Origin of the sequence: Peribacillus cavernae, from assembly GCF_003989135.1 — a bacterium.
GTDB lineage: Bacteria > Bacillota > Bacilli > Bacillales > DSM-1321 > Peribacillus > Peribacillus cavernae.
Genome location: NZ_RYZZ01000016.1, coordinates 26264 through 49265, shown reverse-complemented (window position 1 = coordinate 49265; position 23002 = coordinate 26264). Strand labels below are relative to the sequence as shown.

Here is a 23002-nt window from a genome sequence, read left to right as displayed (position 1 = left end):
TAGTAAAAACAAATGCAACGGGAATGAAAATCCACAGTTAACTGCTAAGGTTTCTCTTACTACATTATTCTGAAGGGGGAAAAGCAAGCATGATCAGTCTGTCAGCATATCAACCGAAATTGAAACAAGAAACTTCCCGGAAAAGCCTAAAGGCGGGAATCTGGCTGGATGGGACCTTTGACTGGGTAACGGATGAATCGGCAAGTTATGCAAACGGTGAAGTCAGAACCTTGATTCAGTCCTTTACAAAGAGGCAGGTTACCTTTTTTAAGTTCACAATAAAAAATTCTTCAAAAGAAAAGCTGATCCCGAAAATTATGTTTCATTACGAAAATTTATTAGAACGCCAGACTGTGGCATTTTACAGTCCGGGTGAGAAAGCAATTATGCATATTGGACAAACCTCGGTTGCGTTAATCGGCGGCCTCATGAATGGGAAAGGTATTTCTCAATATTGTATCCAGGGAAAAAAGCATCTTTACCAAAATGGCTGTTTTAAATCCCTTAAAGAAGGCATTCTCGCCTTTTCCCCGCTTGCAAAGGGTGAGGTAAGCAGTATGTTTTCCTTTGAAACCGCTATTCTGCCGCAGGATTCCGCCGAAGCCATCGCCTGGGTGATATCTTCGGCGACGCAGGAAGAAGCAAAATTCATTAATGACAGCTTGCTTGCTGCAGGCCCAAACTTGAACATATGACAACATGCGCAAAATTCGTTGTTTTCCCCAAAAAACAGGCTAGCATTTCATAGTGAATAATGCTATTATAGAAAAGTCCTATGTGAACAAGTCATTAATGTTTGGAGGGAAATACACATGCGCGTGAATATTACGTTGGCTTGCACGGAATGTGGAGACCGTAACTATATTTCTAAAAAAAATAAACGTAACAATCCAGATCGTCTTGAGCTTAAAAAGTTCTGCCCAAGAGAAAACCGCAGTACAGCTCACCGTGAAACAAAGTAAGCAACAGGAATCCTTTCCTGTTGTTTTTTTATATTCAGGGCTGCTGACTATTATACATATTACAACATTTATCAGGGAGGCTTTAATGCAATGACGGAAGCAAAAAAAAACCTTCGCAAGCAGCTGAAAGCGGCCTTGCAGAAGCTTACTGAATCGGATTACCGCAGCCTTTCCGAGAAAATCGCACTTCGGCTGTATTCACTTGAAGAGTGGGAGAAAGCAAGGGTGATTGGGATCACGATCTCCAATCACCCTGAAGTGGATACAAGGGACATCATAAAGCAGGCATGGGAGCAGGGGAAGGAAATAGCGGTACCAAAATGCCTTCCGGGGAATAAATCCATCCAATTCAGGAAAATCGTCTCTTTTGATCAGCTTGAAAAGGTTTATTTTGGCCTTTGGGAACCGATCCCGTCTATAACGGAAAAGGTATCCAAAGATGAAATAGATTTACTGGTCGTACCGGGTCTTGGTTTTACCAGGTCCGGTTATCGTCTCGGCTTTGGAGGCGGCTATTATGATCGCTTTCTTCCTTCTTATACAGGACCTGTCCTTTCTCTCGCATTCGATGTACAGCTAATGCCAACATTGCCGGTTGAAACACATGATATACCCGTATCAAAGCTTATCACTCCTGAAAAGGTATATGCCTGTAATGTTGGGTAATTATCTTTATCTCGGTTTTATCCTGATCACTGCAATAGTTGGTTACCTTGTAAAGTCACTTTCTAAATCAGGTGCCGCTGCAACCGTTCTTGTCGGCGTTTCGGTGTTGCTTGGCTTTGAACTCGCTGGCCTATTGCTGTTAGGGGTCTTTTTTGCAAGTTCAAGCTTCTGGTCCAAATTTAAGGCGTCGAAAAAGAAACATGTAGAAGAAAAGCTGCAAAAAGGGGACGCCAGAGATTGGCAGCAGGTACTGGCCAATGGGGGGATAGCGGCGATTGCGTCATGTATTCACTTTTTTACCCCTTCTGAGTTATCGCTTTTCGTATTTATCGTGTCGATTGCGGCAGCCAATTCTGATACGTGGGCTTCGGAAATCGGTGTATTAAGCAAGCAGAGGCCTTTCTATATTTTACATCTAAGATCGGTTGAAAGAGGGACTTCGGGGGCTGTCTCGCTTTTAGGCAGCACAGCTGCAGTCTTGGGCGCGGGGCTGATTGCTGTTTTTGCCGTGGTTCTCTTTGGATTGCCGTGGCATCCGTGGCTCCTGTTGGCGGTTCTTTTTGGATTTCTCGGCAATCTTTTCGATACTCTGCTCGGCGCCTTGATCCAGGCCAGGTTCCGCTGCAGGAAATGCGGATTGGAAACGGAAAAAACGGTTCATTGCGGGGAAAGCACGGGGCTGATAAAAGGATGCAGATGGTTTAATAATGATGTAATCAATGCGTCTGCGATTGCGCTTGCTTCGATTTGTGCGCTTCTATCATTCAAAATGTTTAACTCATAAAAATTCCTCTGCTTTGGCAAACTACAAGCAGGAGGGATAGCTATGCTTCGATTACTTTTGAGATTCACGATGCTTGGAGGAGCGGTTTATTTCGGCTTTCGTTACCGTTATTTGCTGTTGAATACTGTACTGTCAACCGGTTTTTTGAGAAAGTTTCTCGTAACCAGCACATTGAATATGCCAGGAGTCCGCAATAAAATGATTCAGGGGGTGTTTAAATCTGAATGAAGGCCATATTTTCAACGTAGTAAGGTCCTAAAAGTAAAGACTAACAACTTAATGTGGAAGGAAGCAGACCAATTATGAACGAAACCTGGTCTGTTTTTTTTACATTTTCAAAAATTTTGTCTATAGTTTAGTGTGAGCAGATTAGGAAATATAAATAAAAAAGACCCTTTAATCGGAAAGTAGGGACGGCATTGGGATTACAAGAGGATTATCTATATTGGTCGATGGTTAAAGAGCTTTCTACCCGCTACGATTACCGGATCATCACAATTTCTGAAAGCCAAAAGGAAATCTGGCTTGAAACGGACAACAGTCATGCATACCCGGTTATCAGGCTGATGCGTTATGATCTCGATTGGGCCAATTGGCTAAAACGCGATATGGAAAGAACTGCACTGAACGGGGAACAAATCAGAAAGCAATTGCACAAAAAGCCGCTCCAGGTATTCAATATTTATATCACAGCTTTTTCACCTGTAGACGACTATGAATATCTGATTGATTCACCAGCAGTAAATAGGAAGGCAACCATTCATAGCTTCATCATGGACGTTTCTAAATATGATGAAAAGTCCCAACAGCTTGAACAACTGTTGCACATGCCACTTTCATTTAAAGCTCCTGATCATGAGGATATCGATGACGGGCAAGTCGCCTATTTAAAACAAACTGCCCTTTCAGCTTCGGTGCAAAAGGCAAAAGAGGAGCGGCAGCTTTTCACTGCGGGCAAACCGTTTTTCACCTATGTTTTTATCATTTTGCAAGTTGCTGTTTTTCTTCTTATGGAGGCAAGGGGCGGAAGCGCGAATTCATCAACGTTGATCGAATTTGGGGCTAAATATAACCCATTGATCCTGCAGGGGGAGTGGTGGAGATTTTTCACGCCTATCGTCATCCATATTGGGTTTCTCCATTTGTTAATGAACACAATTTCATTGTATTTTATTGGCCCTGAGGTAGAAAGAATTTATGGACGTCTGCGGTTTTTGTTCATTTATCTGTTTGCCGGCTTTGCAGGCGTGCTTGGAAGTTTTTTGCAGAATTCGAATATATCAGCTGGAGCGAGCGGTGCCATTTTTGGCTGCTTTGGTGCCCTGCTTTATTTCGGGATTGCCCACCCGCGGCTTTTCTTCAGGACCATGGGAACGAATGTGATCATTTTGATCCTGTTCAACCTCGGTTACGGTTTTTCCGTGGACGGTGTCGATAATGCGGGCCATGTTGGCGGCTTAGTGGGCGGTTTCCTCGCAGCGGGAATGGTCCATCTTCCGAAAAGCAAACAACTCATCAGACAGATTATTTTCACCGGTGCCACTGTATGCTTGACATATTGGCTGCTTCAATGGGGATATAGTTCTCAGGGTTTTGCCAACAATGAAATGGTTGCCGCAGCGACAGCCCAGGATTTTATGGATAAAGGCGAGGACGATCAGGCATATGAGATATTAAAAAAGTATACAGAAAAAAACCGGGACGCACCCAGTTCTTTTTTCTTCACCCTTGGAAACTTTGAATATCAAAAAGAAAATTTGGCGTCCGCGGAAAATTTTTTTGTGAAGGCCATTGAGCAGGATCCTGAATACGATCCGGCCCACTACAATCTGGCGCTGCTTTACCTTCGAACAAACCGGGAAAATGAAGCTGAGTCCCACGCGCAAAAAGCGGCAAAGCTAAAGCCTGATGACAAAGAGTACCAAAAGTTGTTGGACCGGATCCATCAGTGAAGCGACGGCAGTTTCTGACGCAAAATGACGGGGGAGCCATCTGAGACGTTAAAAACGGTAAGCAGTTCTTTATTATCGTTTGAAACAAGCAAAAGGGGAATGGTGCTGCCCTCTGGACTGATTCCACTGCCATCCTCTTTTTTAATTCCCATTACATAATTTCGATACAAGCCTTCCCAAAGCTTGCCGATAATCTCTTTTTGCTTTGCTTCCGTGAAGCCGGAAAGAAGTTCATCCTGCTTTGTATTCAACTCTGTCAGTGAAGCAACCTCGTATCGGTCTTTGTCGAGTTGAAAGGCCTCACTCGCTTTATTCAAACTATCGGCCATAACTGCTTTTGCCGTTCGATCCAGTACCTGCTTCCATTCTTTTTGTTCGGCGGAAATGGGCCTTTTGAAAGACTGGAATTTTGAGAACGGGGATAAAATCACATAAAGCTCATCATCTGTTAAAGCTTGGGCGCTCACGATATCCGACTCTGATGGATGGACCTCAGCATAATGGAAGGTAAGGCCTTGAAATAGACCGCTTTCACTTTCGGTAATATCTTCCTTCTGTTGGATCGATTGTGTATTTTGCCTCCAATCCTTAAGGATTCCGGCCAGCCTGCCGTTTTTATATAGCAAGGAAATGTCCTGCCGCAAATAGGCATCCGTGTTTAAAACGGATTGTTCCGACCAGTTTATCGAATAGTTATCGTCACTCTTTTCTGCGGCTAAATGGGTTGAAGCGCTGTCAAAGCTGAGTGAAGGGTCAATTGGAAAAAAGATGATTGTTTCCTCGACAGGCTTCAAATATAGAAAATAAATCAACGCCGAAACCAAGATGAAGACAGCGAGTAACCCATACTTAGCTTGTATCCTCATAGTAGCTTTCCTCCTAAGTCACATTACTCCACTATATTCAAGTTAATGGACAAGTATGAGGTAATTTTTACGTTGATGATACGATTTCAACACTTGTAGGATAAAACTCGTTCCTATATACTTTTTATAGATAAAAAAAACACATGAGGGAAAGCATGAGAACAATATATGATATCCAGCAATTCTTAAAACGATTCGGCACGATCATTTATATAGGCGACAGAATCGCCGAACTGGAATTAATGGAAATGGAGATAAAGGAGCTTTACCGTTCACAATTAATCGAAACGCAGGACCTTCAGACGGCACTCCTGATCTTACGGCATCAAATTCAGATCGAAAAAGATAAACGTGAAAATAATTACTAAAAAGGTGAAGACTATGGAAAAGTGGATTATGGGTGTGGATTTAGGCGGTACAACAACAAAGCTTGCGATTGTGAGCATATATGGAGAGATCCTGCATAAATGGGAAATCCCCACGGATATTTCGGAGAATGGAAAGAACATTACCGTCGACATTGCGAAAGCGATCGATGCCAAGCTGGAGGAGCTTGGAGAGCCAAAAAGCAAGCTCCTCGGAATTGGTATGGGAGCACCGGGGCCGGTGAATGATGTAAATGGTTCCATATATGAAGCTGTTAATCTTGGTTGGATAGATTATCCGCTCCGGGATTTACTTGAAATGGAAACATCCGTGCCTGCTTTTATTGATAACGATGCCAATATTGCCGCCCTGGGCGAAATGTGGAAGGGTGCTGGTAATGGAGCAAAGGATCTGGTGTGTGTGACGCTTGGAACCGGGGTCGGAGGCGGAATCATTGCAAATGGCGCATTGGTCCATGGAGTCAGCGGAGCAGCCGGCGAGATCGGCCATATTACCGTGGTAACCGAAAATGGCTCAAGCTGTAACTGTGGGAATGCCGGCTGCCTCGAAACGGTGGCTTCTGCGACAGGGATTGTCCGCTTGGCAATGGAAGCACTTGAACAGTTTACAGGAACAAGTACGCTTCATGACAAACTAACTGCTAATGGAAAATTGTCGTCAAAGGATATTTTTGATTGTGCTCAGGCGGGTGATCCGTTATCCGGCGAAATCCTTCAGAAAGTGAGCAGCTATTTAGGATTGGCGCTTGCCAATATCGCCAATGTGCTTAACCCTGAAAAGATCATTCTTGGCGGAGGGGTTTCCAGAGCAGGCGACCTATTATTGAACCCTGTCAAAGAGTGGTTTAGCCGGTATGCCTTCAAGAGGGTACGCGAGTCAACCGAAATCGATATAGCCACCCTGGGAAATGACGCTGGCGTAATCGGGGCAGCCTGGCTTGTCAAAGAACATCTGGCTGAATAATGAGGGAACTAATAATTGGTGTAAACTCTTGAAATAATGGCTGTGTGACAATTTTCTATTATTGAGAGATAGACTGAATAACAAAAAAGGTGAACAGCCCGTAGAAATAAGCGCTGTTCACCTTTTTTTGCCATCATTTCTTAGAAACCGATAACATATCGATTTCCGACTGTTCTATTCTCCTTGCCGTTGTTAAAACGATTTTCTGCTACCTAAAAATTCGGCAGTTACACGTGTTTCTCCTTCAAACCTTCAAAAATTTAAAAATGCTCCCGCTTCATTTTTCCGATGTTTTCTCATAAAGATAAACTAAATGGTGAGGAGGAAATTGATTTGAAACTAATCGGTAGAGATGGAGATACATTAGATTATTACAGCATGGTTTTTCAGCTTCCGATTGAACTGCTGCGGGATTCAAATCCTCATATTGCTGATAATCAGCAATTAAACGGATTAGATGTATGCATTCCCGGATTCAAGCTAAACAAAATTCTGAAAGCGCATGATGTCCGCCTCATGGAGATTGCCGAACATTATCATATCTCCCTCGATGGACTTTTGCTCATGAATGAAGGCTTAACCACCGAAACAGAAACGATAGCGGTACCTGTCAGGGTGATCAAACCGATCATCAAAACAAAGAAGTTTTATGATTATGCTTCTTTAGTCGAAGATTTAGAAAAGTTAAAGGAAGTATATCCTTTTATTGAAATAGAATCGATCGGCAAAAGTGTGCTTGGCAAGGAGTTATTTGAAGTGAGGCTCGGGCAAGGTGATGGAATTGTCCATTATAATGGGTCTTTTCATGCAAATGAATGGATTACAACTGCCATCCTCATGAAGTGGCTGAATGAACTTCTTCTCTGCCTTACGAATGCTTTGTCTTTATCCAGAGTTGAACCGCTTCCGCTCTACACGGGGAAAAAAATTTCAATGGTGCCGATGGTAAATCCTGATGGGGTGGAGCTTGTTCTGAAGGGAGAGGAAGCAGCGGAAGGGAAAATCGATGTACTTTCGATCAATGACGGCTATGAACACTTCTATGAATGGAAAGCCAATATCCGCGGTGTCGATTTAAATAACCAGTATCCAGCAAACTGGGAAATCGAAAAAGAGCGGAAGATACCGCAGATTCCTGCGCCACGGGACTTTCCGGGAGAAGATTATTTGACCGAGCCAGAAGCGCTGGCAATGAAGGAACTTGCCTACAACCGCAGCTTTGAAAAAGTGATTGCCCTCCACACGCAAGGAAAGGAATTTTACTGGGGGTACGATGGCAAGGAGCCGCTGTATGCTTCTTGCATTGCTGAGGAATTTGAAAAAAAGAGCGACTACAAATCAGTCCGTAATATTGACAGTCATGCAGGATATAAAGACTGGTTTATTCAAGAGTTCCAGCGGCCCGGTTTTACAGTGGAGCTGGGAGAAGGCATCAATCCGCTGCCTTTGTCACAAATGAAAACCATTTACAGGGACACCGTGGGAATCCTGATGGCCGGCATATATATGTAGGGAAATAGATGTCGATATGTAAGAAATGTGTAAAATAAAGAAACGAGGCTGATGTTCAGCCTCGTTTCATGGCATTGCTTAAGCTATGCCATGCCACATTTACTATCGCTTTGAAGAATGCGCTTTCGATTTAGTGCGCAACTGGAAATCCGTTATGAATGATCGTCATGACGGTGAACCAGCCGAAAACAGCTGTGCTTCCTGCAGCGAAAAACAATCCTAAGAAATTCTTGTTTCTAAATGAGCTGATCACAGCGAATAGTGCCAGGATTGTAACAAGACCGAAGATAATCATTAATCCCATTTCTTTGCCCCCTTACTTTCATATGAGTACCAAATTCCAGCTAAGCATTAGAATGCCCAGAGACTGCAAATCTACGATCAGTATGTAGAAAAGATTGCATTTGATATTATTCTAATGTTTTTTTTATTATTTGTCGAGATGTAAAAATACCGCTTCCACTCCATATGCTTTTGCGATCCCGCACACCAAGTCCTTCTGAAAAAAGTCAATGAAAAAAAAGTTCTCACTATCTACAACCAAAGAAGCAATCAAAACTTCCTCCATTTCCAGAAGTGGCATTTTTCTTTCTGTTTTCCCGCCTGAAGCAAATTGAAAACAGGCAAGACCTTGTTTGAAAAGATAAGCCGCAGCCTCCGTTTTGAAACCGTAGTCGCTAAAAAGCTCAAGCGGTTTAGTATCGGCATGTTGTAACAGGCAGTGAATCTCCACAAATGCATCCGCCGCAGCCGCTACCTCTTGACAAAAATCCGCTTCCTTTTTTGAACCGGTAATCAGAAACGAGCCAAAATGGTCGATAATGCCAACCTGGCTCTCCAGCAGCATATAGAGATCCGGAAATTCGTCGGGGCCATACCTCAGTTCGGTTGCAAATACCCTCTTCATAGTGCCCTCCTCTTCTTCTTTTCTTAAAAATATAACTCATATAGTGTAAAATAGAAATATATCGTAACGAGAAAATTTAGTCCGCTGGCAAAGTACAAAAAGTAAATAATTGGAGATGACAAATATGAAATGGTATCAGCTTCCTTTAGGACCTTTACAAACCAATTGCTATATACTTTCTAATGATGCACAGGAATGTATCATCTTTGATCCGGGTGAAGAAGCAGCCAAAATTATTCAATATATTCAGACGAAGAAGCTAAATCCGCTTGCGGTGCTGCTGACTCACGCCCATTTTGACCACATTGGCGCGCTGGATGAAGTCCGCGATTTTTTTGAAATCCCGGCCTATATCCATGAAAAAGAAGCCAAGTGGCTGCTTGATCCTGCCTTGAATGGCTCTCAGCTGTTTATGGCCGGAGAGTTGGTCCGTCTCAAACCGGCAGAAAAAATTCTTGCCAATGAACAGGAATTGAAGATTGGCAGTTTTTCGTTTAAGCTGTTTGAAACCCCGGGACATTCACCGGGAAGCGTTTCTTATTATCTCGAGGAAAAAGGGCTGATTTTCTCCGGTGATGTTTTATTTAAGGAGAGCATCGGACGTACCGATTTACCGGGCGGAAACCATGACCAGCTCATGAAAAGCATCCATAAACAGCTGCTGACCCTTCCAGAGGATACCATCGTATTGTCCGGTCACGGGCCTGTTACCACGATTATCGATGAAATGGAAAGCAATCCATTCCTCAACGGATTTTGAGTGTTTCTTTAAATTTAGAAGCCCTTCTCAAGCGAGAAGGGCTTCTATAGGATGAGGCTGAAAATGGAAAATAACACTATTGAATTAATCAGGCAAAAGCCTGATCGAAAAATAACGTACAGCGAATATATAAATAGCTTACTTTATACAGCGGATACTGGTTATTATATGAACAATAAAGAGAAAATCGGCAAACAGGGGGATTTTTATACGACAAGTAATCTCTCGGATGCATTTGGCTGCACGCTGGCGCGATGGCTTCTGCATGTCATTCATGAATACTCGATCCCGCCGGTTCTCTGTGAAATCGGCGGGGGGACCGGCAGACTCGCCCAATCCATTCTCACCTATATAAAGAATAATGATCCCGCCATTTACAACATCCTGCAATATTCCATCGTGGATATCAGCCCTTTTCAACGGCAGAAACAAATAGCAGCATTGTCAGGTTTTGATAACGTACTATTTATAGAGACGTTAGCCAGTCTGCCGGTAATGAGGGGAATTATCTTTTCCAATGAACTTTTCGACGCATTGCCGGTCCATGTAATTGAAGAGAAACAGGGGATGCTATTTGAAGTAATGATCACAGAAAAAGAGGGAAAGCTTGCAGAAGTTTTCGAGCCGCTTGAGAATCTTGAAATACTTCGCTTTTTACAGCAACAAAACATTTCATTGAATGAGGGACAGCGTTTTGAGGTGCCGCTTGAAATGGTGTCTTATCTGGAATCGATTGCCGGACATTTGCAGGAAGGCTTTCTCGTTACGATCGATTACGGCTATACAAATAATCAGTGGATGGAGGCCGCCCATAAAAAAGGAAGCCTGAGGGGCTATTTTAACCATCAGATGATAGAAAATGTATTATTATATCCAGCCCAGATGGATATCACCTCGCATATCCATTTTGATGCTCTGACCCATTATGGCGCGGAGTTCGGCCTGAAAAGTGAAGAGTTGCTTGGTCAGCAGGAATTTCTGCTCCAGGCTGGGATACTGGAAGAGTTGAGGGATCATTCTGGAGCGGACCCTTTTTCCGAAACGGCCAAACGGAACAGGGCAATCAGGGACCTGGTCGTTCCCGGGGGAATCAGCTCATATTTTCGCGTATTGCTGCAATCAAGAGGGATATCGGAAATTGATTCTTTATTTCCGAAAAAATAAACAGGAAAGGGAAAACCCATGAAATTGCTTTCATGGGTTTTATGTACTCCGTATTAATGTCCTGTAGCACCCGGAACCATCATAAATGTAGTCCAGTAAGTAAATCCGGCAAAGAAAACGGTTAAATAGGCGCCGAATACATAGATATACATACGTTCAGAAAGTCTTAAATAACTTAAAAGAATAAAGAATACGGTTTGTCCAAAGAAAAGTAAAGTCGTCGTATACATATCGCCAAGGTAAAACATGACCGCCATGATACCTGTCCAGAAACCCATTACTCTGTACATGCGCTCCATCTATATCCCTCCTTTTGTCCCCATCATGTTCATACTAAATAATTATAAAGTAGATGGCAAGAAGATGTAAAGCACTGTTTGTTTCTACTTTGTGACGATTGCCCGGCACGAGCAGGAATCACATACATATAGAAGCGAAATATGTAAGCTTACCTAATAGTATGGCCGAATTGCGCCTTGCGTATGTCAGCCGATTTTTTTAATAGTAATTAAAAAATAAAATTTTTCCTAAATTGCAATATTAAATGCAACACATGATGAAAACCCTGTAAACCGATGTCTAACATGAAAAATAAGATGATAGGACTTACTCCGCGCAACTTTATATGGAGTGGCAGGCATGATAGCCTTGGCCGGCGTAGCCAGCTTTTGTCAAAGCTTGCCCTTGAGAATCTAAAAAAATCCTATCCAAATCTTTTCGAAAAATTGCTGGAAGTGGTGAATCTAACACGTGCCTTGCAATTCAAGTATCAATACATGGGTTGTTTAATCATGAATGAAGATCCAAGCTATTATGCACCGAATTTTGTACAGGGCTCCGTGCTGCGTTTGTATAAAAAAGAAGTTCAGAAATTAAAGGAAGACCTTGACTGCGATGTGCTGAAACAAACTTTCATTGATTTTAGAGAAACAGGATATGCAAAAATCAGTCTGTTGGTACTTGGAATGACTCCAGAATCCTTGACCGGCGCTTCAATTATTCAGTAGTTATTTTTAGGAATTATAATCACATCATGGTTTGGGGTCAGGCCCCCGGTGCTGTACCGCGTTAAAGCACCGGGGGCCTGACCCCAACATTTCACTTTGTAATGAATTGGCGTTCAGACTCAGCCACTTTTTTTACACGTTCCAAAAACTCAGTCACTACCTTTTCATTGGAAAACCATAAAAAAACATGGACGAACCATTTCAAAGCGCGATTAGTGGCTGTATACCTAAAAAAAGTCTTATTGTCATCCACTTTTGTCATTTCATACAAGGCAGTGATCTCAAACATATTTGCCAGTGTAAAACTGACCTTCAGCTTTTTATGGTCCCGGGTATTTTCGTATTCTAACGTTTCTACATCATATTCTTCAATCCGTTTTCCTTCTTTATATTTTTGACGATAAACACTTCCGACTCCTTCTTCCGTAACTTTAACTGGTTTGTTTTCAATGACCTGCGGCATGATTTTTTGCATATTTTCAGTCGGGCCGTCCAAAAGGTTCCACACTTGCTCAATTGGCGCGTTTATTTCAATTTCCCTCGACCATAGTTTCATTTAAATCCTCCTTGGTAACATCATTCAGAACAATATTTATCTTTAACACCTTCTATATGTAAGAGAAAAAACCTGCAAATAAAGAAGAGAAACATCCTTTTTGCACATATATGAAATCCACACCGGCATATACTTTTTACATTCCACCAAATTCGGGTGAGGATGTTTTTACCATCTATAATATCGGGCTTGGAGATTCCAGGGCTGAGGTAGAAAAACTAGCAGGGGCCTCCAAACGTTCAACCATAAACGAATATGGAGTCAAGTGGGATACCTACCATAAAAACTATCAGCACTTTTTCATGGCTGCCTATGATAAAAATAATAAAGTTGCAGGATTATATACAAACCAGGATTTAATTGCATCAACAAAAGGGATAAAACGCGGAGCCCCCAAGGAATCCGTTCTTGCACAGCTAGGGGTGCCCTTAACAAAATTCGCAAAGGCATGGCCTATTATCAATTTGAGGAGAACAGGGACTACGATGTGTTTCGAATCGATGGCAGCTATACCACCGTTTTTTATGATAAACACCAAAATAATACGGTAACTTCGATTCAAATCATGAGTGAAGGCCTTGAGAAAATCAAGAAGAATTTTTATTCACAGGGCAGCCCAGGGCTAAAGGAAGGCTTTGAATACCAATTATTCGACATCACCAATGCGACCAGGGTCAACCATAACCTAAGTTGTAAAAAACTTGTCATGAATAGCAAAAAAAATTGTCTACTTTACAGGAATTTTTGTCCCTTTTGGTAAATAGTAGAGTAAGAACATTACAAATAAATTGAAAGAAGGTGTGAGATTGCCAATTACGAAATTTGTAATGCCGGAAGTGATTTTCGGGAAAGATTCGCTTGAGCAGGCAGGGGAAGCGTGTGTCCGAATTGGTGCAAAAAAAGCATTGATTGTAAGCGATTCTGGTGTGGCAGGTTCCGGCTGGCTTGAGAAAGTGATTCAGTCCTGCCGGGAAGCGCAGCTGTCATTTTCAGCCTTTATTGATGTAACGACTAATCCAAAGGATTCAGAAGTAGAAGCTGGCTGCCGCACTTTTATCGATCAGGAGTGCGACGCCATCATAGGTGTAGGCGGGGGCAGCGCGTTGGATGTAGCAAAAGGGATCGCCATTCTTGCTACGAACGGCGGTAGGATCAGGGATTATGAAGGTGTGGATAAAATCCATTCTCCGCTCCCTCCAATGGTGATGGTCATGACAACGGCTGGATCGGGATCCGAAGTTTCCCAATTTTCTGTTATCGTCGATTCCGAGCGGGAGAAGAAAATGACAATTATTTCGAAAACACTGGTCCCCGATATAGCGATTATCGATCCCCAGACACTGATGACAAAAGAAGCTGACCTGACCGCTATGACTGGCATGGATGTGCTGACCCATGCGATTGAAGCCTATGTCAGCATTGCAGCCACTCCGCTTACCGATGTTCAGGCAAAAAACGCCCTAACGTTAGTGTCACGCTATTTGCGCCCGTCCGTTGCTTCCAGGACCAATCAAGAAGCTAAAGAAGCAATGGCCATGGCAAGCCTTCAGGCAGGACTTGCTTTTTCTAATGCCATATTAGGTGCAGCCCACGCTATATCCCATGCCATTGGCGGAAAGCATCTTCTGCCCCACGGAGAAATAAATGCGATTTTACTTCCATATGTCATGGAATACAATTTGATCGCAGCTCCCCGTCGCTTTGCTGAAATGGCAGAATTAATGGGGGTTGATACAAGAGGCCGTACACAGAGAGAGGGCGGAAACGCAGCGATTCAATTCGTAAGGGAGTTGTCTGCCGATATCGGCACACCTCGCAGGCTGGGCGATGTCGGAATTACCCGTGAGATGATCCGCTGGATTGCATCGACCGCCCTCGAGGACGCCTGTATGATCACAAACCCGCGGGATATGTCTATGGCACAAATTACACAATTATTGGAAAACTCTTTGTAGGTGATATGAATGCAAACTGAGAAAGACAACCTGATTGAAATGCTGACCGGCATCAAATCTTCAAAAAAGAATTACTATACTGAACTAAAAAAGACAGTTGAACAGTTGGAAAAGAAAAATATGCAGCTGGAAATCATGAATGACATAACAAAAACCATTAAAATCGATATGAACCTCGAAGAAATCGTAACATATGTCATGGAAAAGCTGCGGCTTTTGATGGCATTTGACGATTGCCGCCTGTACCTGCTTCAAAAGGGCGATCCAGTTTTGGTACAGGTTTATCCAACCTCCACTGCGAATACGGAGTATAGAATCAAAAATGCGGATTCCTCTCTATTCTGGTCTGCATTAACGGAGAAAAAAGTCATGCAAGAGCAGATAAGCACCGAAACAACCATGTTTGCTGAAGAGGATTGGCTGATTTCTCAAGAACTCCTATCTATTTTGGTTATGCCCCTCTACAGCATAAATGAGGGAATCGGTGTGTTAACCTTCGGCCGGAAGGAACAATCGGGATGGACCACCGAGGAATTGGAGTTCTTAGAGCAGCTGACGAACCATGTAGCCATCATTCTGGAAAACTCACAATTGTATAATGCCGTTTTACAAGGGAAACAGGAATGGGAGGATACCTTCAAGGCGGTGGATGACATGATTATGGTATTTGACAAGAATCTGGAGGTATTTAAATTCAACGATTCAGCCAGGGAGTTTTTGGACATCTATCACTCCTCATCATTTTATTCTTCTTTAGGCCAAACATGTAAAGCGATTGTCCAGGAAACATTCAACTCTAACACCGCCGGATTCCAGGAAATTCATTCTAAGAACCATGTAATTTATGAAATGCATACGTATCCTGTCCTGGATAATGATCAGCAGGTGTATGGTGTGATCGCCTACTTTAAGGATGTTACGAAAAAACGGCAGATGGAGGTTCAACTGCTGCATTCAGGCAAGCTTGCGGCGATCGGGGAAATGGCAGCGGGAATCGCGCATGAATTGAATAGCCCGTTAACCGCTATTCTCGGAAACTCACAACTTCTCATAAGAAATACCCCGGAAACGGACCGGGATTATATTTTGCTTAACGACATTAAAAATTGCGGCAACCGCTGCAAACAAATCATTAAAAGCCTGCTCACCTTTTCGAGGCAGGATGAATACCTGTTTACTTCATATTCCGTCAATGAATGCGTTCGCCAGGTTCTGAACCTGCTTACCTTTCAGCTAGAAAAAAACCGGATTTCCATATCCTTATCTCTTCAACAGGACTTGCCCTTACTAGACGGCAGCCAGCCCCAAATCGAGCAGGTCATCATAAATTTATTGCTTAACGCAAAGGATGCCGTTGAAATGGCGAAAACCAGCCATAAATGCATTAGCATCCAAACGTCTTTAGAGGAAGATTGTATTCATGTAGCGGTTGAGGATAATGGAATAGGGATTGAAGAAGCCCGCCTCCCGCTCGTCTTCCACCCGTTCCATACTACAAAGGATATGGAAAAAGGAACAGGCTTAGGACTGTCCGTAAGTCTTGGAATCGCAAAGGCCCATGGAGGGACGATTAAGGTAATCAGCTCGCAAGGAAAAGGAAGTACCTTCATTTTAAAGCTCCCCCTTCCCGACTCAGGCAAAAATGAGGTGACACGATGATTAATCTGCTGGTAATTGATGATGAAAAAGAAGTAGGAACTTTTTTATCACATCTATTCTCCATGAAAGGATATAAGGTAGAGGTTGTAAACAGCTCAAGCGAATTTTTTCAGTTGGACCTATCGCGGCAAAGCTTTCAGATTGCCATGATCGATTTAAGGCTCCCTGATTGTGACGGCCTTTCCCTGCTTCAGCATTTAAAAAAACATCAGCCCCATTGTAAGGCTCTCATCATGACCGGCTACAGTACGGTAAAAACAGCGGTGGAAGCGATTAAGCTTGGAGCGAGTGATTATATTGAAAAACCATTTGACGATATTAACCTGTTAGAGACACAAGTCGAACAATTGCTGAGCACGAGTGTCCCGTCAAGCCAAGCATTTATACAGAGCCTTGCAAATGAAGCGGGACTTGTTGTCGGGAAAAACCATGCCATGAATAAGCTTATCGACGCCACATTCAAGGTTTCCCAAAAGAATGTCAATGTCCTAATCGAAGGCGAAACGGGAACCGGCAAAGAGGTCCTCTCCCGTTTTATCCATTTGGCAAGCCCGCGCAGCCATGAATCGTTTATTGGCGTCAACTGCGGCGCCATTTCAGAATCACTTCTTGAGAGTGAATTATTCGGTCATGAAAAGGGGGCTTTCACGGGAGCGACACAGCAAAGAAAGGGGCTATTTGAAATTGCGAGCAACGGCACCCTGTTTCTTGATGAGATAGCAGATGCTTCCCAGGCAATTCAGGTAAAGCTTCTGAGGGTGTTAGAAACAAGGGAGTTTATGAGGGTTGGCAGTGTTCAGACATTGAGAACAAATGCCCGCGTCGTGGCTGCCTCTAACGAAAATCTGCAGCAGGCTGTCCTGCAAAAGAAATTCCGGGAAGACTTATTTTACCGACTAAATGTCGTTCACCTGGAAATTCCGCCGCTCAGGGATCGAAAAGAGGACATTCCCTTACTTGTGAATCACTTGATACAGCGAAACGGCTATACTAGTGTCAATTTCACTGATGGTGCTTATGAAAAACTGCAAAACTATGATTGGCCCGGCAACATCCGCGAGCTGGCCAATGTGGTGACCCGTACACTCACCCTGACTGATGATGAGAATACAGAAATAACCGCTGATGAAATTATTTTATCTGCCGTGGCTGCCCCCTTAAAGGGCAAAAGCAGTTCTGAACAAACAATATCGATTCCTAAAGACCCCCTTGAACAATGGAGGGAGACGCTAGTTAAGGAATTTGAGCAAAGTGACAAGATCAATCTTGATGATATTCTTCTTCAGGTAAAACAACTTGAATCACTTATTGGAAGGGAGTTAGTTCTGCAAGCCTTGCAAAAAACGTACGGAAACAGAACGGAAGCTGCCAGGTGCCTGCAAATTTCGATGAGGAAATTACGTTATATTTTAAATGAGAAAACGAACACTACACACACATAATCGAAAGGCTGCTCCCAATGGAAGCAGCCTTTCGATTTTACCCGAGCAGATATTACTCCATCGTCAATACAACACGGCCATTAATCTGTCCTTTTTCCAAACGATGAAGCACTTCATTAATATTGTCAAGCGGCTGAGTTTCAATATTCGTACGCACCTTACCCTGTGCGGCAAACTCAACAGCCTCCTGCAAATCCTTTCTTGTGCCGACAATCGAGCCTTTCACTGTTACCCCGTTCAATACCGTATTGAAAATCGGGATTGGCAGATCAGCATTTGGAAGGCCGACAACAACAAGTGTACCGCCCCTTTTCACTGAGCTGTAAGCTTGTTCAAACGCTTTTTGCGTAACCGCTACGCTTATCGCAGCCTGCACGCCTCCCACTTTATCGAAAATATCCTGGGCTGGATCGTTCTTAAGACCGTTTACGGTAATGTCCGCTCCCAATTCCTTGGCAAGCTCGAGCTTATCATCCTGGATATCGACAGCAATCACATTAAAGCCCATCGCCTTAGCATATTGAAGCGCGACGTGCCCAAGACCCCCAATCCCATAAATCGCAACCCAGTCACCTGGCTTCGCTTCAGAAACTTTAAGCGCTTTATACGTCGTGACACCCGCACAAAAGATTGGCGACACTTCTGCAAAATCAAGGCCTTCCGGAACCTTTACGACATAGTTTGCCGGAGCCTTGCAATATTCCGCATATCCGCCATCGATCGAATACCCTGCATTCAATTGATCCGGGCATAATGTTTCACGCCCGGTCAAGCAATATTCACATTCACCGCAAGCAGAATACAACCATGGAATCCCCACCCGGTCACCGACTTTAAGGGATGTTACCCCTTCCGCTACCTTTTCAATAATCCCGACCCCTTCATGTCCCGGAATCAACGGAAGCTTTGGCTTTACCGGCCAGTCTCCATTTGCGGCATGAAGGTCTGTATGGCAAACACCGCATGCCTTGATTTTCACTAAAATTTCACCGTATGCAAGTTCAGGTATTGGCACTTCTTTAATTTCCAGCTCTTGGTTAAATCCATTGACAACGGCAGCTTTCATCGTTTTTACCTCTTTGACTGCTCCAGCCTCAAGCGTACTTGCCCCTTGTTTTGTACTCAAATTCATCTACTCCTCCCTTTTTCCCGCTTAGCTATGGCTCATCCATACCTCTCAAAAACGCCCGACCAAGAAAGCGGCTTCACTATAAATAGATGCAAGTACCGTGCCAATTATAAAGCGCTTTCAAATCGCGGTCTTCAATTGGAAAACTGCCGAAAAGTCGGCCGGACTTCCCGAATTTACGGCAGGGTTTGGACGAGATTCGATATTTTTGAACGGCAAAAGATAGGTTAACTAGCCAATAAAATTTTTTTGCAGAAACAAGAAGGAAAATGCAAAACAAAGTCGAATTTACTAAGCAAACCCATATGGAGGTGAGAAATGGTTGGAATCGATTGAAAAAACAGCAGAAAGAATTCTTACGCATGCAGTCCGTCTGGCTGCATCAGACATCCACATCCTTCCGAGAAAAGAAGGACCTCTCGTACAGTTCCGCATCGATAACAAGCTATATCCGCAAGACATGATCACCCAGGACGAATCGGAAAGGATTATCTCCCATCTAAAGTTTCTCGCATCGATGGATATCGGTGAAAAGAGGCGCCCGCAAAGCGGTTCGATTACGATGGTAATTGATAATAAAACAATTGGCCTCCGTTTATCCACACTGCCCGCATCTTTTTCCGAAAGCCTGGTGATCCGCTTAATCCCGCAGCAGAATATCCTTCCTTTGGAGCAACTCTCCCTGTTCAGCAATACCGCGAATAAATTGATGGCACTCCTGAAGCATTCCCACGGGATGATTATCTTTACAGGACCGACAGGAAGCGGGAAAACGACTACTCTTTATTCTTTGCTTCATCATGCTAAAGAAATGATTAACCGCAATGTAATAACGTTGGAAGACCCAATTGAAAATGAGTCAGAGCAGGTTCTCCAGGTACAGATCAATGAAAAGGCGGGCGTTACTTATTCTGTCGGCTTGAAAGCTGCACTAAGGCATGATCCGGATATCATCATGGTAGGGGAGATTCGCGACGCGGAAACGGCAAAGATAGCCGTGCGCGCTGCGTTAACTGGTCATTTGATCTTGACCACTATGCATACACGTGATGCACAGGGAGCGGTTTACCGCCTGCTTGAATTCGGGGTAAGCTGGATTGAAATTGAACAGACGTTAATTGCCGTGACCGCTCAAAGACTTCTGGAATTACAATGTCCATATTGCCGGGACGCCTGTACCTCCGCGTGTCTTGTAAATAAGAAGAATAAGCGGGCAAGCGTCTACGAATTATTGTATGGAAAAGGTCTAGCTCAAGTATTGCAAATTGCTAAAGGAAATCATACCCGGCCGCCAAATTACCGCCAGCTGAAGGATGAAATTTCTAAAGCAGTTGCCATGGGTTACGTAAAATCGGAAGAATTTGACCGATGGGTATATGAGCATGAAACGAAGTAAATGGAAAAGGAATGAACAGGCCCTTTTTTTACTTAAGCTTGGTGAACTGCTTGAAAACGGCTATCCACTTTCACATGCTATCCAGTTTCTTAAGCTGCAGGAATCCAAAAAAAAGGCAGCTGAATTAACAGAGACGCTTTTAAGATTAAGAGAAGGAAATCCGCTATACTCTTCCCTGGTTTATATGAAATTTCATCCGCAACTCATCAGCTATATCTATTACGCAGAAAGTCATGGCAATTTAGTGCAAGCGCTGAAAGAAGGAGGCAGTTTCTGGCTTAAAAGAACGGAAGACCTGGAAAGAATCAATAAACTGCTCGTTTATCCGATTTTTCTTTTGGTATTTGTCGCCAATATCTTTTATATTCTCCAACGGGTATTGCTGCCTAAGTTTCAGGTGCTCTTTCAATCCATGGATGCAGAGCCAAATATATTTTTAACCATCGTGCTCGCCGTTTCCCGATTTCTTCCGGCGCTGCCTGTTATTCTTTTGGTCTTGCTGGTTATCACACTTGGTCTCAGGAAGTATTGGTTTTTAAGGTTAAATCCGTTGAAACGACGAAAGATCCTTCAAAGAATCCCTTTTTTAGGCAGGTTCCTCAAATTATATGACACCCACTTTTTTTCAAGTCAACTAAGCGGTTTGCTTTCTGGTGGCTTATCGATTAATGAAAGCATTCGTCTCTTTTCCGAAAACAACAGTCAGCCATTCTATCAAAAATTATGCCTTTTCATTAAAAAGGAATTAACAGAAGGCAAGTCTCTTGAAGATATTTTTCAAACTGTCCCTTTTTTCGAGGAACATTTAAGCATTATCATTGCCAACGGACAAAAATACGGGACCTTAGACCAGGAGCTGTTTCATTACAGCAGGTATGTCCTTACTAAAATCGAAGAAAAAACAAGCGCAGCTACCCGGATTATTCAGCCAGTGCTATTTTCGGTTATCGGATTATTGATCGTTTCTATTTATCTGGCTATTTTAATGCCGATGTTTTCCTTGCTGGGCAGCTTATAAGGAGGAAATAAACAGTGAACGAAAAAGGCTTTACTTTAATTGAAATGCTGGTGGTCCTGCTGGTCATCTCGATCCTGCTGATTATCACCGTGCCTAATATAACCAAGAACCAGTCCACCATCCAATCCAAAGGCTGTGAGGCATTTGTCAAGATGGTTCAGTCTCAGGTGCAAGCCTATGAAATGGATAAACAAAAGCTTCCGGAAAACATAACAGAGCTTGAAACGGGAGGTTATTTAAAGCAAACATCATGCCCGAATGGGGATGGTGTAAAAATAGACGAAAAAGGAGATGTCTCGGTAGTTGCGAAAACAACATAGCATTACTGCTGTAAGTGAAAGCAACCGAGGCTTTACCTTAACAGAAACACTTGTGGTACTCACAATCTTTCTCTTGTTATTTTCCCTTGCATCAGGGCTTTTTCCGCATTTTTTGAAAAGCCAGGAGATTGACCAATTTTTACGTCAATTCAGTGATGATGTGTATTTTGCGCAAAGCTATGCAATCAGCCACCAGCAATATATCGAAGTTGTAATTGACCAATATCCAGGAAGATCGGGTGAGAAATATCATGTTGCCAATGTGATGAAAGGAAAGCTTCTTGAGCGCAACATACCTAAAGACGTTACTTTTACCAGGGGATCGATGAACCTGAGGATTCTATTTGCGCCTAATGGCAACATATCCACTGCAGGAGTCTGGAATGTAAAAACCTCCAGCAGTTCCTATAAAATGACCTTTAATATAGGAAAGGGCAGGTTCCGGATTGAAAAACTCTAGAGGCTATATTTATGTTGAGATGCTGGCGGCCTTTTTTATATGCTGCTTCGTCGCACTGTCGATTCTGCCTATCCTTGAGACGGTTATGATCGAACGGCATAACGCCATACAGCGGATGGGTGCCTATCACTTATTATATGAGAAGCTACAGGCATATATGGAGGGAGAAAGTGAACCAGTGGATGAAACGTTTATGGTTAATGATCAGACCTATCGGCTGACCTGGAAACCAGAGGAAGGTTTTTCTGGGATGACAAGGGGTTGTATTGAATATAAAAATTACGGACAAAGAGATGAAATCATTTGTGATGCTGCGAAAAAGTGATGGATTCACGTTGGTGGAAATGCTTGTTTCCCTGGTTATTTTTATGGTGATTTCCTCTTTTGTGCTCAATCTATTCACTCTTATGAAAACAAACGCCACTGAAAAAAGCAGCTTAAACCAAAGGGAACGGGAGGTATTTATCAATCAATTGAAGCAGGATGTCTGGCAATCTAACAGCCAGCAGGCATCAGATAATAAACTATATCTCACTGTCGGAAATAATATTGTATTAATTGAGCAGTATCAGGATAAAGTCCGGAGACGTTTGAATGGTACCGGACATGAATTGATGCTGCAAAATGTCGGAAGCTTCGGGGTAAATAGTGATGGAAAAGTGGTTACAATCACTATAAGTGATAAACAAGGGAAACAGTTTAATTACAGACTGCGGCCCTTCATTTCGGATGATGAGAGATGAGAGATGAGAAATGAAAAAGGTGTAATTTATCCGATCGTGATGATTATTGCAGCCGTTTTTTTATCCTTTACTTTATATACAATCGAAAGGTACAACTCTGATCAATCCTTTTATAAAGAAACGGAAGAAAAGTTGATTCTTGAACAACTGATTCGCTTGGCCGCAAAGGATTTAACAGCTGAGCTTAGGTCATATGAAAATGTAGTGGAAAAGGATGGAATCCTTTTTTATCCGGGAGGGGATGTATATTATCAGTTCAGCAAATCCGATGAGCAGGTGATCGGGGTGTTGTTGTACGGCAGTACGAAAGAGGAAAGGAAGGCCCAATCGCTGTTTCTTTATGACATTTCACAAAAAAAAGTGATAAAATGGATAGAAAAATAGTCCGGAGTGA

28 protein-coding genes and 1 pseudogene are annotated in these 23002 nt (G+C 43.0%); 23 read left to right on the top strand and 6 right to left on the bottom strand.

The window, feature by feature from the left end; all coding sequences use genetic code 11:
* Nucleotides 1–89: 89 nt before the first annotated feature.
* From ELQ35_RS12555 to ELQ35_RS12530, 6 genes are all read left to right on the top strand, one after another.
* A complete protein-coding gene (locus ELQ35_RS12555) occupies nucleotides 90–695 on the top strand; it encodes a hypothetical protein (RefSeq protein ID WP_126865171.1) in 606 nt (201 codons plus the stop codon).
* Nucleotides 696–812: 117 nt separating this feature from the next.
* Complete coding sequence (rpmG, locus tag ELQ35_RS12550; protein WP_126865170.1) at nucleotides 813–962, top strand: 50S ribosomal protein L33; 150 nt, start codon at nucleotides 813–815, stop codon at nucleotides 960–962.
* Nucleotides 963–1052: 90 nt separating this feature from the next.
* Complete coding sequence (locus tag ELQ35_RS12545) at nucleotides 1053–1628, top strand: 5-formyltetrahydrofolate cyclo-ligase (protein ID WP_126865169.1); 576 nt, start codon at nucleotides 1053–1055, stop codon at nucleotides 1626–1628.
* On the top strand, nucleotides 1618–2412 hold the full coding sequence (locus tag ELQ35_RS12540; RefSeq protein ID WP_126865168.1) for a DUF92 domain-containing protein: 795 nt from the start codon (nucleotides 1618–1620) through the stop codon (nucleotides 2410–2412). Before ELQ35_RS12545 ends, ELQ35_RS12540 begins: the two co-directional genes overlap by 11 nt.
* 42 nt (nucleotides 2413–2454) lie before the next feature.
* Nucleotides 2455–2640 carry a hypothetical protein gene (locus ELQ35_RS12535; RefSeq protein WP_126865167.1) on the top strand — a complete coding sequence of 62 codons (186 nt, stop codon included), beginning with the start codon at nucleotides 2455–2457 and terminating at the stop codon, nucleotides 2638–2640.
* Nucleotides 2641–2831: 191 nt separating this feature from the next.
* Nucleotides 2832–4364, top strand: a complete 1533-nt coding sequence (locus ELQ35_RS12530) for a rhomboid family intramembrane serine protease (protein WP_126865166.1) — start codon at nucleotides 2832–2834, stop codon at nucleotides 4362–4364.
* On the opposite strand, the gene ELQ35_RS12525 is transcribed toward ELQ35_RS12530, so the two are convergent.
* Nucleotides 4358–5230 carry a hypothetical protein gene (locus ELQ35_RS12525; protein ID WP_126865165.1) on the bottom strand — a complete coding sequence of 291 codons (873 nt, stop codon included), beginning with the start codon at nucleotides 5228–5230 and terminating at the stop codon, nucleotides 4358–4360. The genes ELQ35_RS12530 and ELQ35_RS12525 overlap by 7 nt on opposite strands.
* Nucleotides 5231–5385: 155 nt before the next feature.
* On the opposite strand from ELQ35_RS12525, the gene ELQ35_RS12520 reads away from it, so the two are divergent.
* The 3 genes from ELQ35_RS12520 to ELQ35_RS12510 all read left to right on the top strand — a co-directional run bounded on the left by ELQ35_RS12520 (nucleotide 5386) and on the right by ELQ35_RS12510 (nucleotide 8092).
* On the top strand, nucleotides 5386–5598 hold the full coding sequence (locus tag ELQ35_RS12520) for a YqgQ family protein (protein WP_126865164.1): 213 nt from the start codon (nucleotides 5386–5388) through the stop codon (nucleotides 5596–5598).
* A 13-nt stretch (nucleotides 5599–5611) separates the two neighbouring features.
* Complete coding sequence (locus tag ELQ35_RS12515) at nucleotides 5612–6580, top strand: ROK family glucokinase (protein ID WP_126865163.1); 969 nt, start codon at nucleotides 5612–5614, stop codon at nucleotides 6578–6580.
* Nucleotides 6581–6913: 333 nt separating this feature from the next.
* Nucleotides 6914–8092 (top strand): M14 family metallopeptidase, encoded by a 1179-nt coding sequence (locus ELQ35_RS12510; RefSeq protein ID WP_126865162.1) that lies wholly within the window; start codon nucleotides 6914–6916, stop codon nucleotides 8090–8092.
* 130 nt (nucleotides 8093–8222) lie between these two features.
* Here ELQ35_RS12510 and ELQ35_RS12505 read toward each other — a convergent pair whose 3' ends face one another.
* A complete protein-coding gene (locus ELQ35_RS12505; protein WP_126865161.1) occupies nucleotides 8223–8396 on the bottom strand; it encodes a DUF2759 domain-containing protein in 174 nt (57 codons plus the stop codon).
* A 126-nt stretch (nucleotides 8397–8522) separates the two neighbouring features.
* A complete protein-coding gene (locus tag ELQ35_RS12500; RefSeq protein WP_126865160.1) occupies nucleotides 8523–8999 on the bottom strand; it encodes a hypothetical protein in 477 nt (158 codons plus the stop codon).
* Nucleotides 9000–9123: 124 nt separating this feature from the next.
* Here ELQ35_RS12500 and ELQ35_RS12495 point away from each other — a divergent pair, with 124 nt between their 5' ends.
* Both ELQ35_RS12495 and ELQ35_RS12490 read left to right on the top strand, forming a co-directional pair.
* Complete coding sequence (locus ELQ35_RS12495) at nucleotides 9124–9759, top strand: MBL fold metallo-hydrolase (RefSeq protein ID WP_126865159.1); 636 nt, start codon at nucleotides 9124–9126, stop codon at nucleotides 9757–9759.
* A gap of 63 nt (nucleotides 9760–9822) precedes the next feature.
* Nucleotides 9823–10923 carry a class I SAM-dependent methyltransferase gene (locus ELQ35_RS12490; protein ID WP_185861754.1) on the top strand — a complete coding sequence of 367 codons (1101 nt, stop codon included), beginning with the start codon at nucleotides 9823–9825 and terminating at the stop codon, nucleotides 10921–10923.
* Nucleotides 10924–10976: 53 nt separating this feature from the next.
* Here ELQ35_RS12490 and ELQ35_RS12485 read toward each other — a convergent pair whose 3' ends face one another.
* Nucleotides 10977–11222, bottom strand: a complete 246-nt coding sequence (locus ELQ35_RS12485; RefSeq protein WP_126865157.1) for a DUF2626 domain-containing protein — start codon at nucleotides 11220–11222, stop codon at nucleotides 10977–10979.
* A 285-nt stretch (nucleotides 11223–11507) separates the two neighbouring features.
* Between ELQ35_RS12485 and ELQ35_RS12480 the strand changes: the two genes are divergently transcribed.
* On the top strand, nucleotides 11508–11930 hold the full coding sequence (locus ELQ35_RS12480) for a hypothetical protein (protein WP_246026060.1): 423 nt from the start codon (nucleotides 11508–11510) through the stop codon (nucleotides 11928–11930).
* 91 nt (nucleotides 11931–12021) lie between these two features.
* Here ELQ35_RS12480 and ELQ35_RS12475 read toward each other — a convergent pair whose 3' ends face one another.
* Entirely contained in the window at nucleotides 12022–12486 is a 465-nt protein-coding gene (locus ELQ35_RS12475) for an SRPBCC family protein (RefSeq protein ID WP_126865156.1), read from the bottom strand.
* Nucleotides 12487–12596: 110 nt separating this feature from the next.
* Between ELQ35_RS12475 and ELQ35_RS12470 the strand changes: the two are divergent.
* The 4 genes and pseudogenes from ELQ35_RS12470 (at nucleotide 12597) to ELQ35_RS12455 (ending at nucleotide 17542) form a co-directional block, all read left to right on the top strand.
* Nucleotides 12597–13246, top strand: a pseudogene (locus ELQ35_RS12470) (CAP-associated domain-containing protein).
* Nucleotides 13247–13292: 46 nt separating this feature from the next.
* On the top strand, nucleotides 13293–14441 hold the full coding sequence (locus ELQ35_RS12465) for an iron-containing alcohol dehydrogenase (RefSeq protein ID WP_126865155.1): 1149 nt from the start codon (nucleotides 13293–13295) through the stop codon (nucleotides 14439–14441).
* Between the two features lie 9 nt (nucleotides 14442–14450).
* Nucleotides 14451–16100: a GAF domain-containing sensor histidine kinase gene (locus ELQ35_RS12460; RefSeq protein ID WP_126865154.1), complete on the top strand. Its 1650-nt coding sequence runs from the start codon at nucleotides 14451–14453 to the stop codon at nucleotides 16098–16100.
* On the top strand, nucleotides 16097–17542 hold the full coding sequence (locus tag ELQ35_RS12455) for a sigma-54-dependent transcriptional regulator (RefSeq protein ID WP_126865153.1): 1446 nt from the start codon (nucleotides 16097–16099) through the stop codon (nucleotides 17540–17542). Before ELQ35_RS12460 ends, ELQ35_RS12455 begins: the two co-directional genes overlap by 4 nt.
* 52 nt (nucleotides 17543–17594) lie before the next feature.
* Here the strand turns inward: ELQ35_RS12455 and adhP are convergent, their stop codons facing one another.
* On the bottom strand, nucleotides 17595–18608 hold the full coding sequence (gene adhP, locus ELQ35_RS12450) for an alcohol dehydrogenase AdhP (RefSeq protein WP_126865232.1): 1014 nt from the start codon (nucleotides 18606–18608) through the stop codon (nucleotides 17595–17597).
* A 385-nt stretch (nucleotides 18609–18993) separates the two neighbouring features.
* On the opposite strand from adhP, the gene comGA reads away from it, so the two are divergent.
* Genes comGA through comGG form a run of 7 tightly spaced genes read left to right on the top strand, consistent with a single transcriptional unit; the run spans nucleotide 18994 to nucleotide 22992 of the window.
* The gene (gene comGA, locus ELQ35_RS12445) at nucleotides 18994–20067 is read left to right on the top strand and encodes a competence type IV pilus ATPase ComGA (protein WP_126865152.1); all 1074 of its coding nucleotides are present in this window, start codon (nucleotides 18994–18996) and stop codon (nucleotides 20065–20067) included.
* A complete protein-coding gene (gene comGB / locus ELQ35_RS12440) occupies nucleotides 20054–21085 on the top strand; it encodes a competence type IV pilus assembly protein ComGB (RefSeq protein ID WP_185861753.1) in 1032 nt (343 codons plus the stop codon). Before comGA ends, comGB begins: the two co-directional genes overlap by 14 nt.
* A gap of 14 nt (nucleotides 21086–21099) precedes the next feature.
* A complete protein-coding gene (comGC, locus tag ELQ35_RS12435; protein WP_126865150.1) occupies nucleotides 21100–21405 on the top strand; it encodes a competence type IV pilus major pilin ComGC in 306 nt (101 codons plus the stop codon).
* Nucleotides 21389–21865 carry a competence type IV pilus minor pilin ComGD gene (comGD, locus tag ELQ35_RS12430; protein ID WP_126865149.1) on the top strand — a complete coding sequence of 159 codons (477 nt, stop codon included), beginning with the start codon at nucleotides 21389–21391 and terminating at the stop codon, nucleotides 21863–21865. The genes comGC and comGD overlap by 17 nt, the downstream gene beginning before the upstream one ends.
* Nucleotides 21852–22190 carry a competence type IV pilus minor pilin ComGE gene (gene comGE, locus ELQ35_RS12425; RefSeq protein ID WP_126865148.1) on the top strand — a complete coding sequence of 113 codons (339 nt, stop codon included), beginning with the start codon at nucleotides 21852–21854 and terminating at the stop codon, nucleotides 22188–22190. Before comGD ends, comGE begins: the two co-directional genes overlap by 14 nt.
* Entirely contained in the window at nucleotides 22132–22608 is a 477-nt protein-coding gene (gene comGF / locus ELQ35_RS12420) for a competence type IV pilus minor pilin ComGF (protein WP_185861752.1), read from the top strand. Before comGE ends, comGF begins: the two co-directional genes overlap by 59 nt.
* Before the next feature lie 3 nt (nucleotides 22609–22611).
* On the top strand, nucleotides 22612–22992 hold the full coding sequence (gene comGG / locus ELQ35_RS12415; protein WP_126865146.1) for a competence type IV pilus minor pilin ComGG: 381 nt from the start codon (nucleotides 22612–22614) through the stop codon (nucleotides 22990–22992).
* The last annotated feature ends 10 nt before the right edge of the window (nucleotides 22993–23002 follow it).

What these genes read in the sequence shown, in the direction of transcription:
- ELQ35_RS12555 (WP_126865171.1), top strand. Translation starts at nt 90, where the DNA reads ATGATCAGTCTGTCAGCATATCAACCGAAATTGAAACAAGAAACTTCC.
- rpmG (WP_126865170.1), top strand. Translation starts at nt 813, where the DNA reads ATGCGCGTGAATATTACGTTGGCTTGCACGGAATGTGGAGACCGTAAC.
- ELQ35_RS12545 (WP_126865169.1), top strand. Translation starts at nt 1,053, where the DNA reads ATGACGGAAGCAAAAAAAAACCTTCGCAAGCAGCTGAAAGCGGCCTTG.
- ELQ35_RS12540 (WP_126865168.1), top strand. Translation starts at nt 1,618, where the DNA reads ATGTTGGGTAATTATCTTTATCTCGGTTTTATCCTGATCACTGCAATA.
- ELQ35_RS12535 (WP_126865167.1), top strand. Translation starts at nt 2,455, where the DNA reads ATGCTTCGATTACTTTTGAGATTCACGATGCTTGGAGGAGCGGTTTAT.
- ELQ35_RS12525 (WP_126865165.1), bottom strand. Translation starts at nt 5,230, where the DNA reads ATGAGGATACAAGCTAAGTATGGGTTACTCGCTGTCTTCATCTTGGTT.
- ELQ35_RS12520 (WP_126865164.1), top strand. Translation starts at nt 5,386, where the DNA reads ATGAGAACAATATATGATATCCAGCAATTCTTAAAACGATTCGGCACG.
- ELQ35_RS12515 (WP_126865163.1), top strand. Translation starts at nt 5,612, where the DNA reads ATGGAAAAGTGGATTATGGGTGTGGATTTAGGCGGTACAACAACAAAG.
- ELQ35_RS12505 (WP_126865161.1), bottom strand. Translation starts at nt 8,396, where the DNA reads ATGGGATTAATGATTATCTTCGGTCTTGTTACAATCCTGGCACTATTC.
- ELQ35_RS12500 (WP_126865160.1), bottom strand. Translation starts at nt 8,999, where the DNA reads ATGAAGAGGGTATTTGCAACCGAACTGAGGTATGGCCCCGACGAATTT.
- ELQ35_RS12495 (WP_126865159.1), top strand. Translation starts at nt 9,124, where the DNA reads ATGAAATGGTATCAGCTTCCTTTAGGACCTTTACAAACCAATTGCTAT.
- ELQ35_RS12490 (WP_185861754.1), top strand. Translation starts at nt 9,823, where the DNA reads ATGGAAAATAACACTATTGAATTAATCAGGCAAAAGCCTGATCGAAAA.
- ELQ35_RS12485 (WP_126865157.1), bottom strand. Translation starts at nt 11,222, where the DNA reads ATGGAGCGCATGTACAGAGTAATGGGTTTCTGGACAGGTATCATGGCG.
- ELQ35_RS12480 (WP_246026060.1), top strand. Translation starts at nt 11,508, where the DNA reads ATGAAAAATAAGATGATAGGACTTACTCCGCGCAACTTTATATGGAGT.
- ELQ35_RS12475 (WP_126865156.1), bottom strand. Translation starts at nt 12,486, where the DNA reads ATGAAACTATGGTCGAGGGAAATTGAAATAAACGCGCCAATTGAGCAA.
- ELQ35_RS12460 (WP_126865154.1), top strand. Translation starts at nt 14,451, where the DNA reads ATGCAAACTGAGAAAGACAACCTGATTGAAATGCTGACCGGCATCAAA.
- ELQ35_RS12455 (WP_126865153.1), top strand. Translation starts at nt 16,097, where the DNA reads ATGATTAATCTGCTGGTAATTGATGATGAAAAAGAAGTAGGAACTTTT.
- adhP (WP_126865232.1), bottom strand. Translation starts at nt 18,608, where the DNA reads ATGAAAGCTGCCGTTGTCAATGGATTTAACCAAGAGCTGGAAATTAAA.
- comGB (WP_185861753.1), top strand. Translation starts at nt 20,054, where the DNA reads ATGAAACGAAGTAAATGGAAAAGGAATGAACAGGCCCTTTTTTTACTT.
- comGG (WP_126865146.1), top strand. Translation starts at nt 22,612, where the DNA reads ATGAGAAATGAAAAAGGTGTAATTTATCCGATCGTGATGATTATTGCA.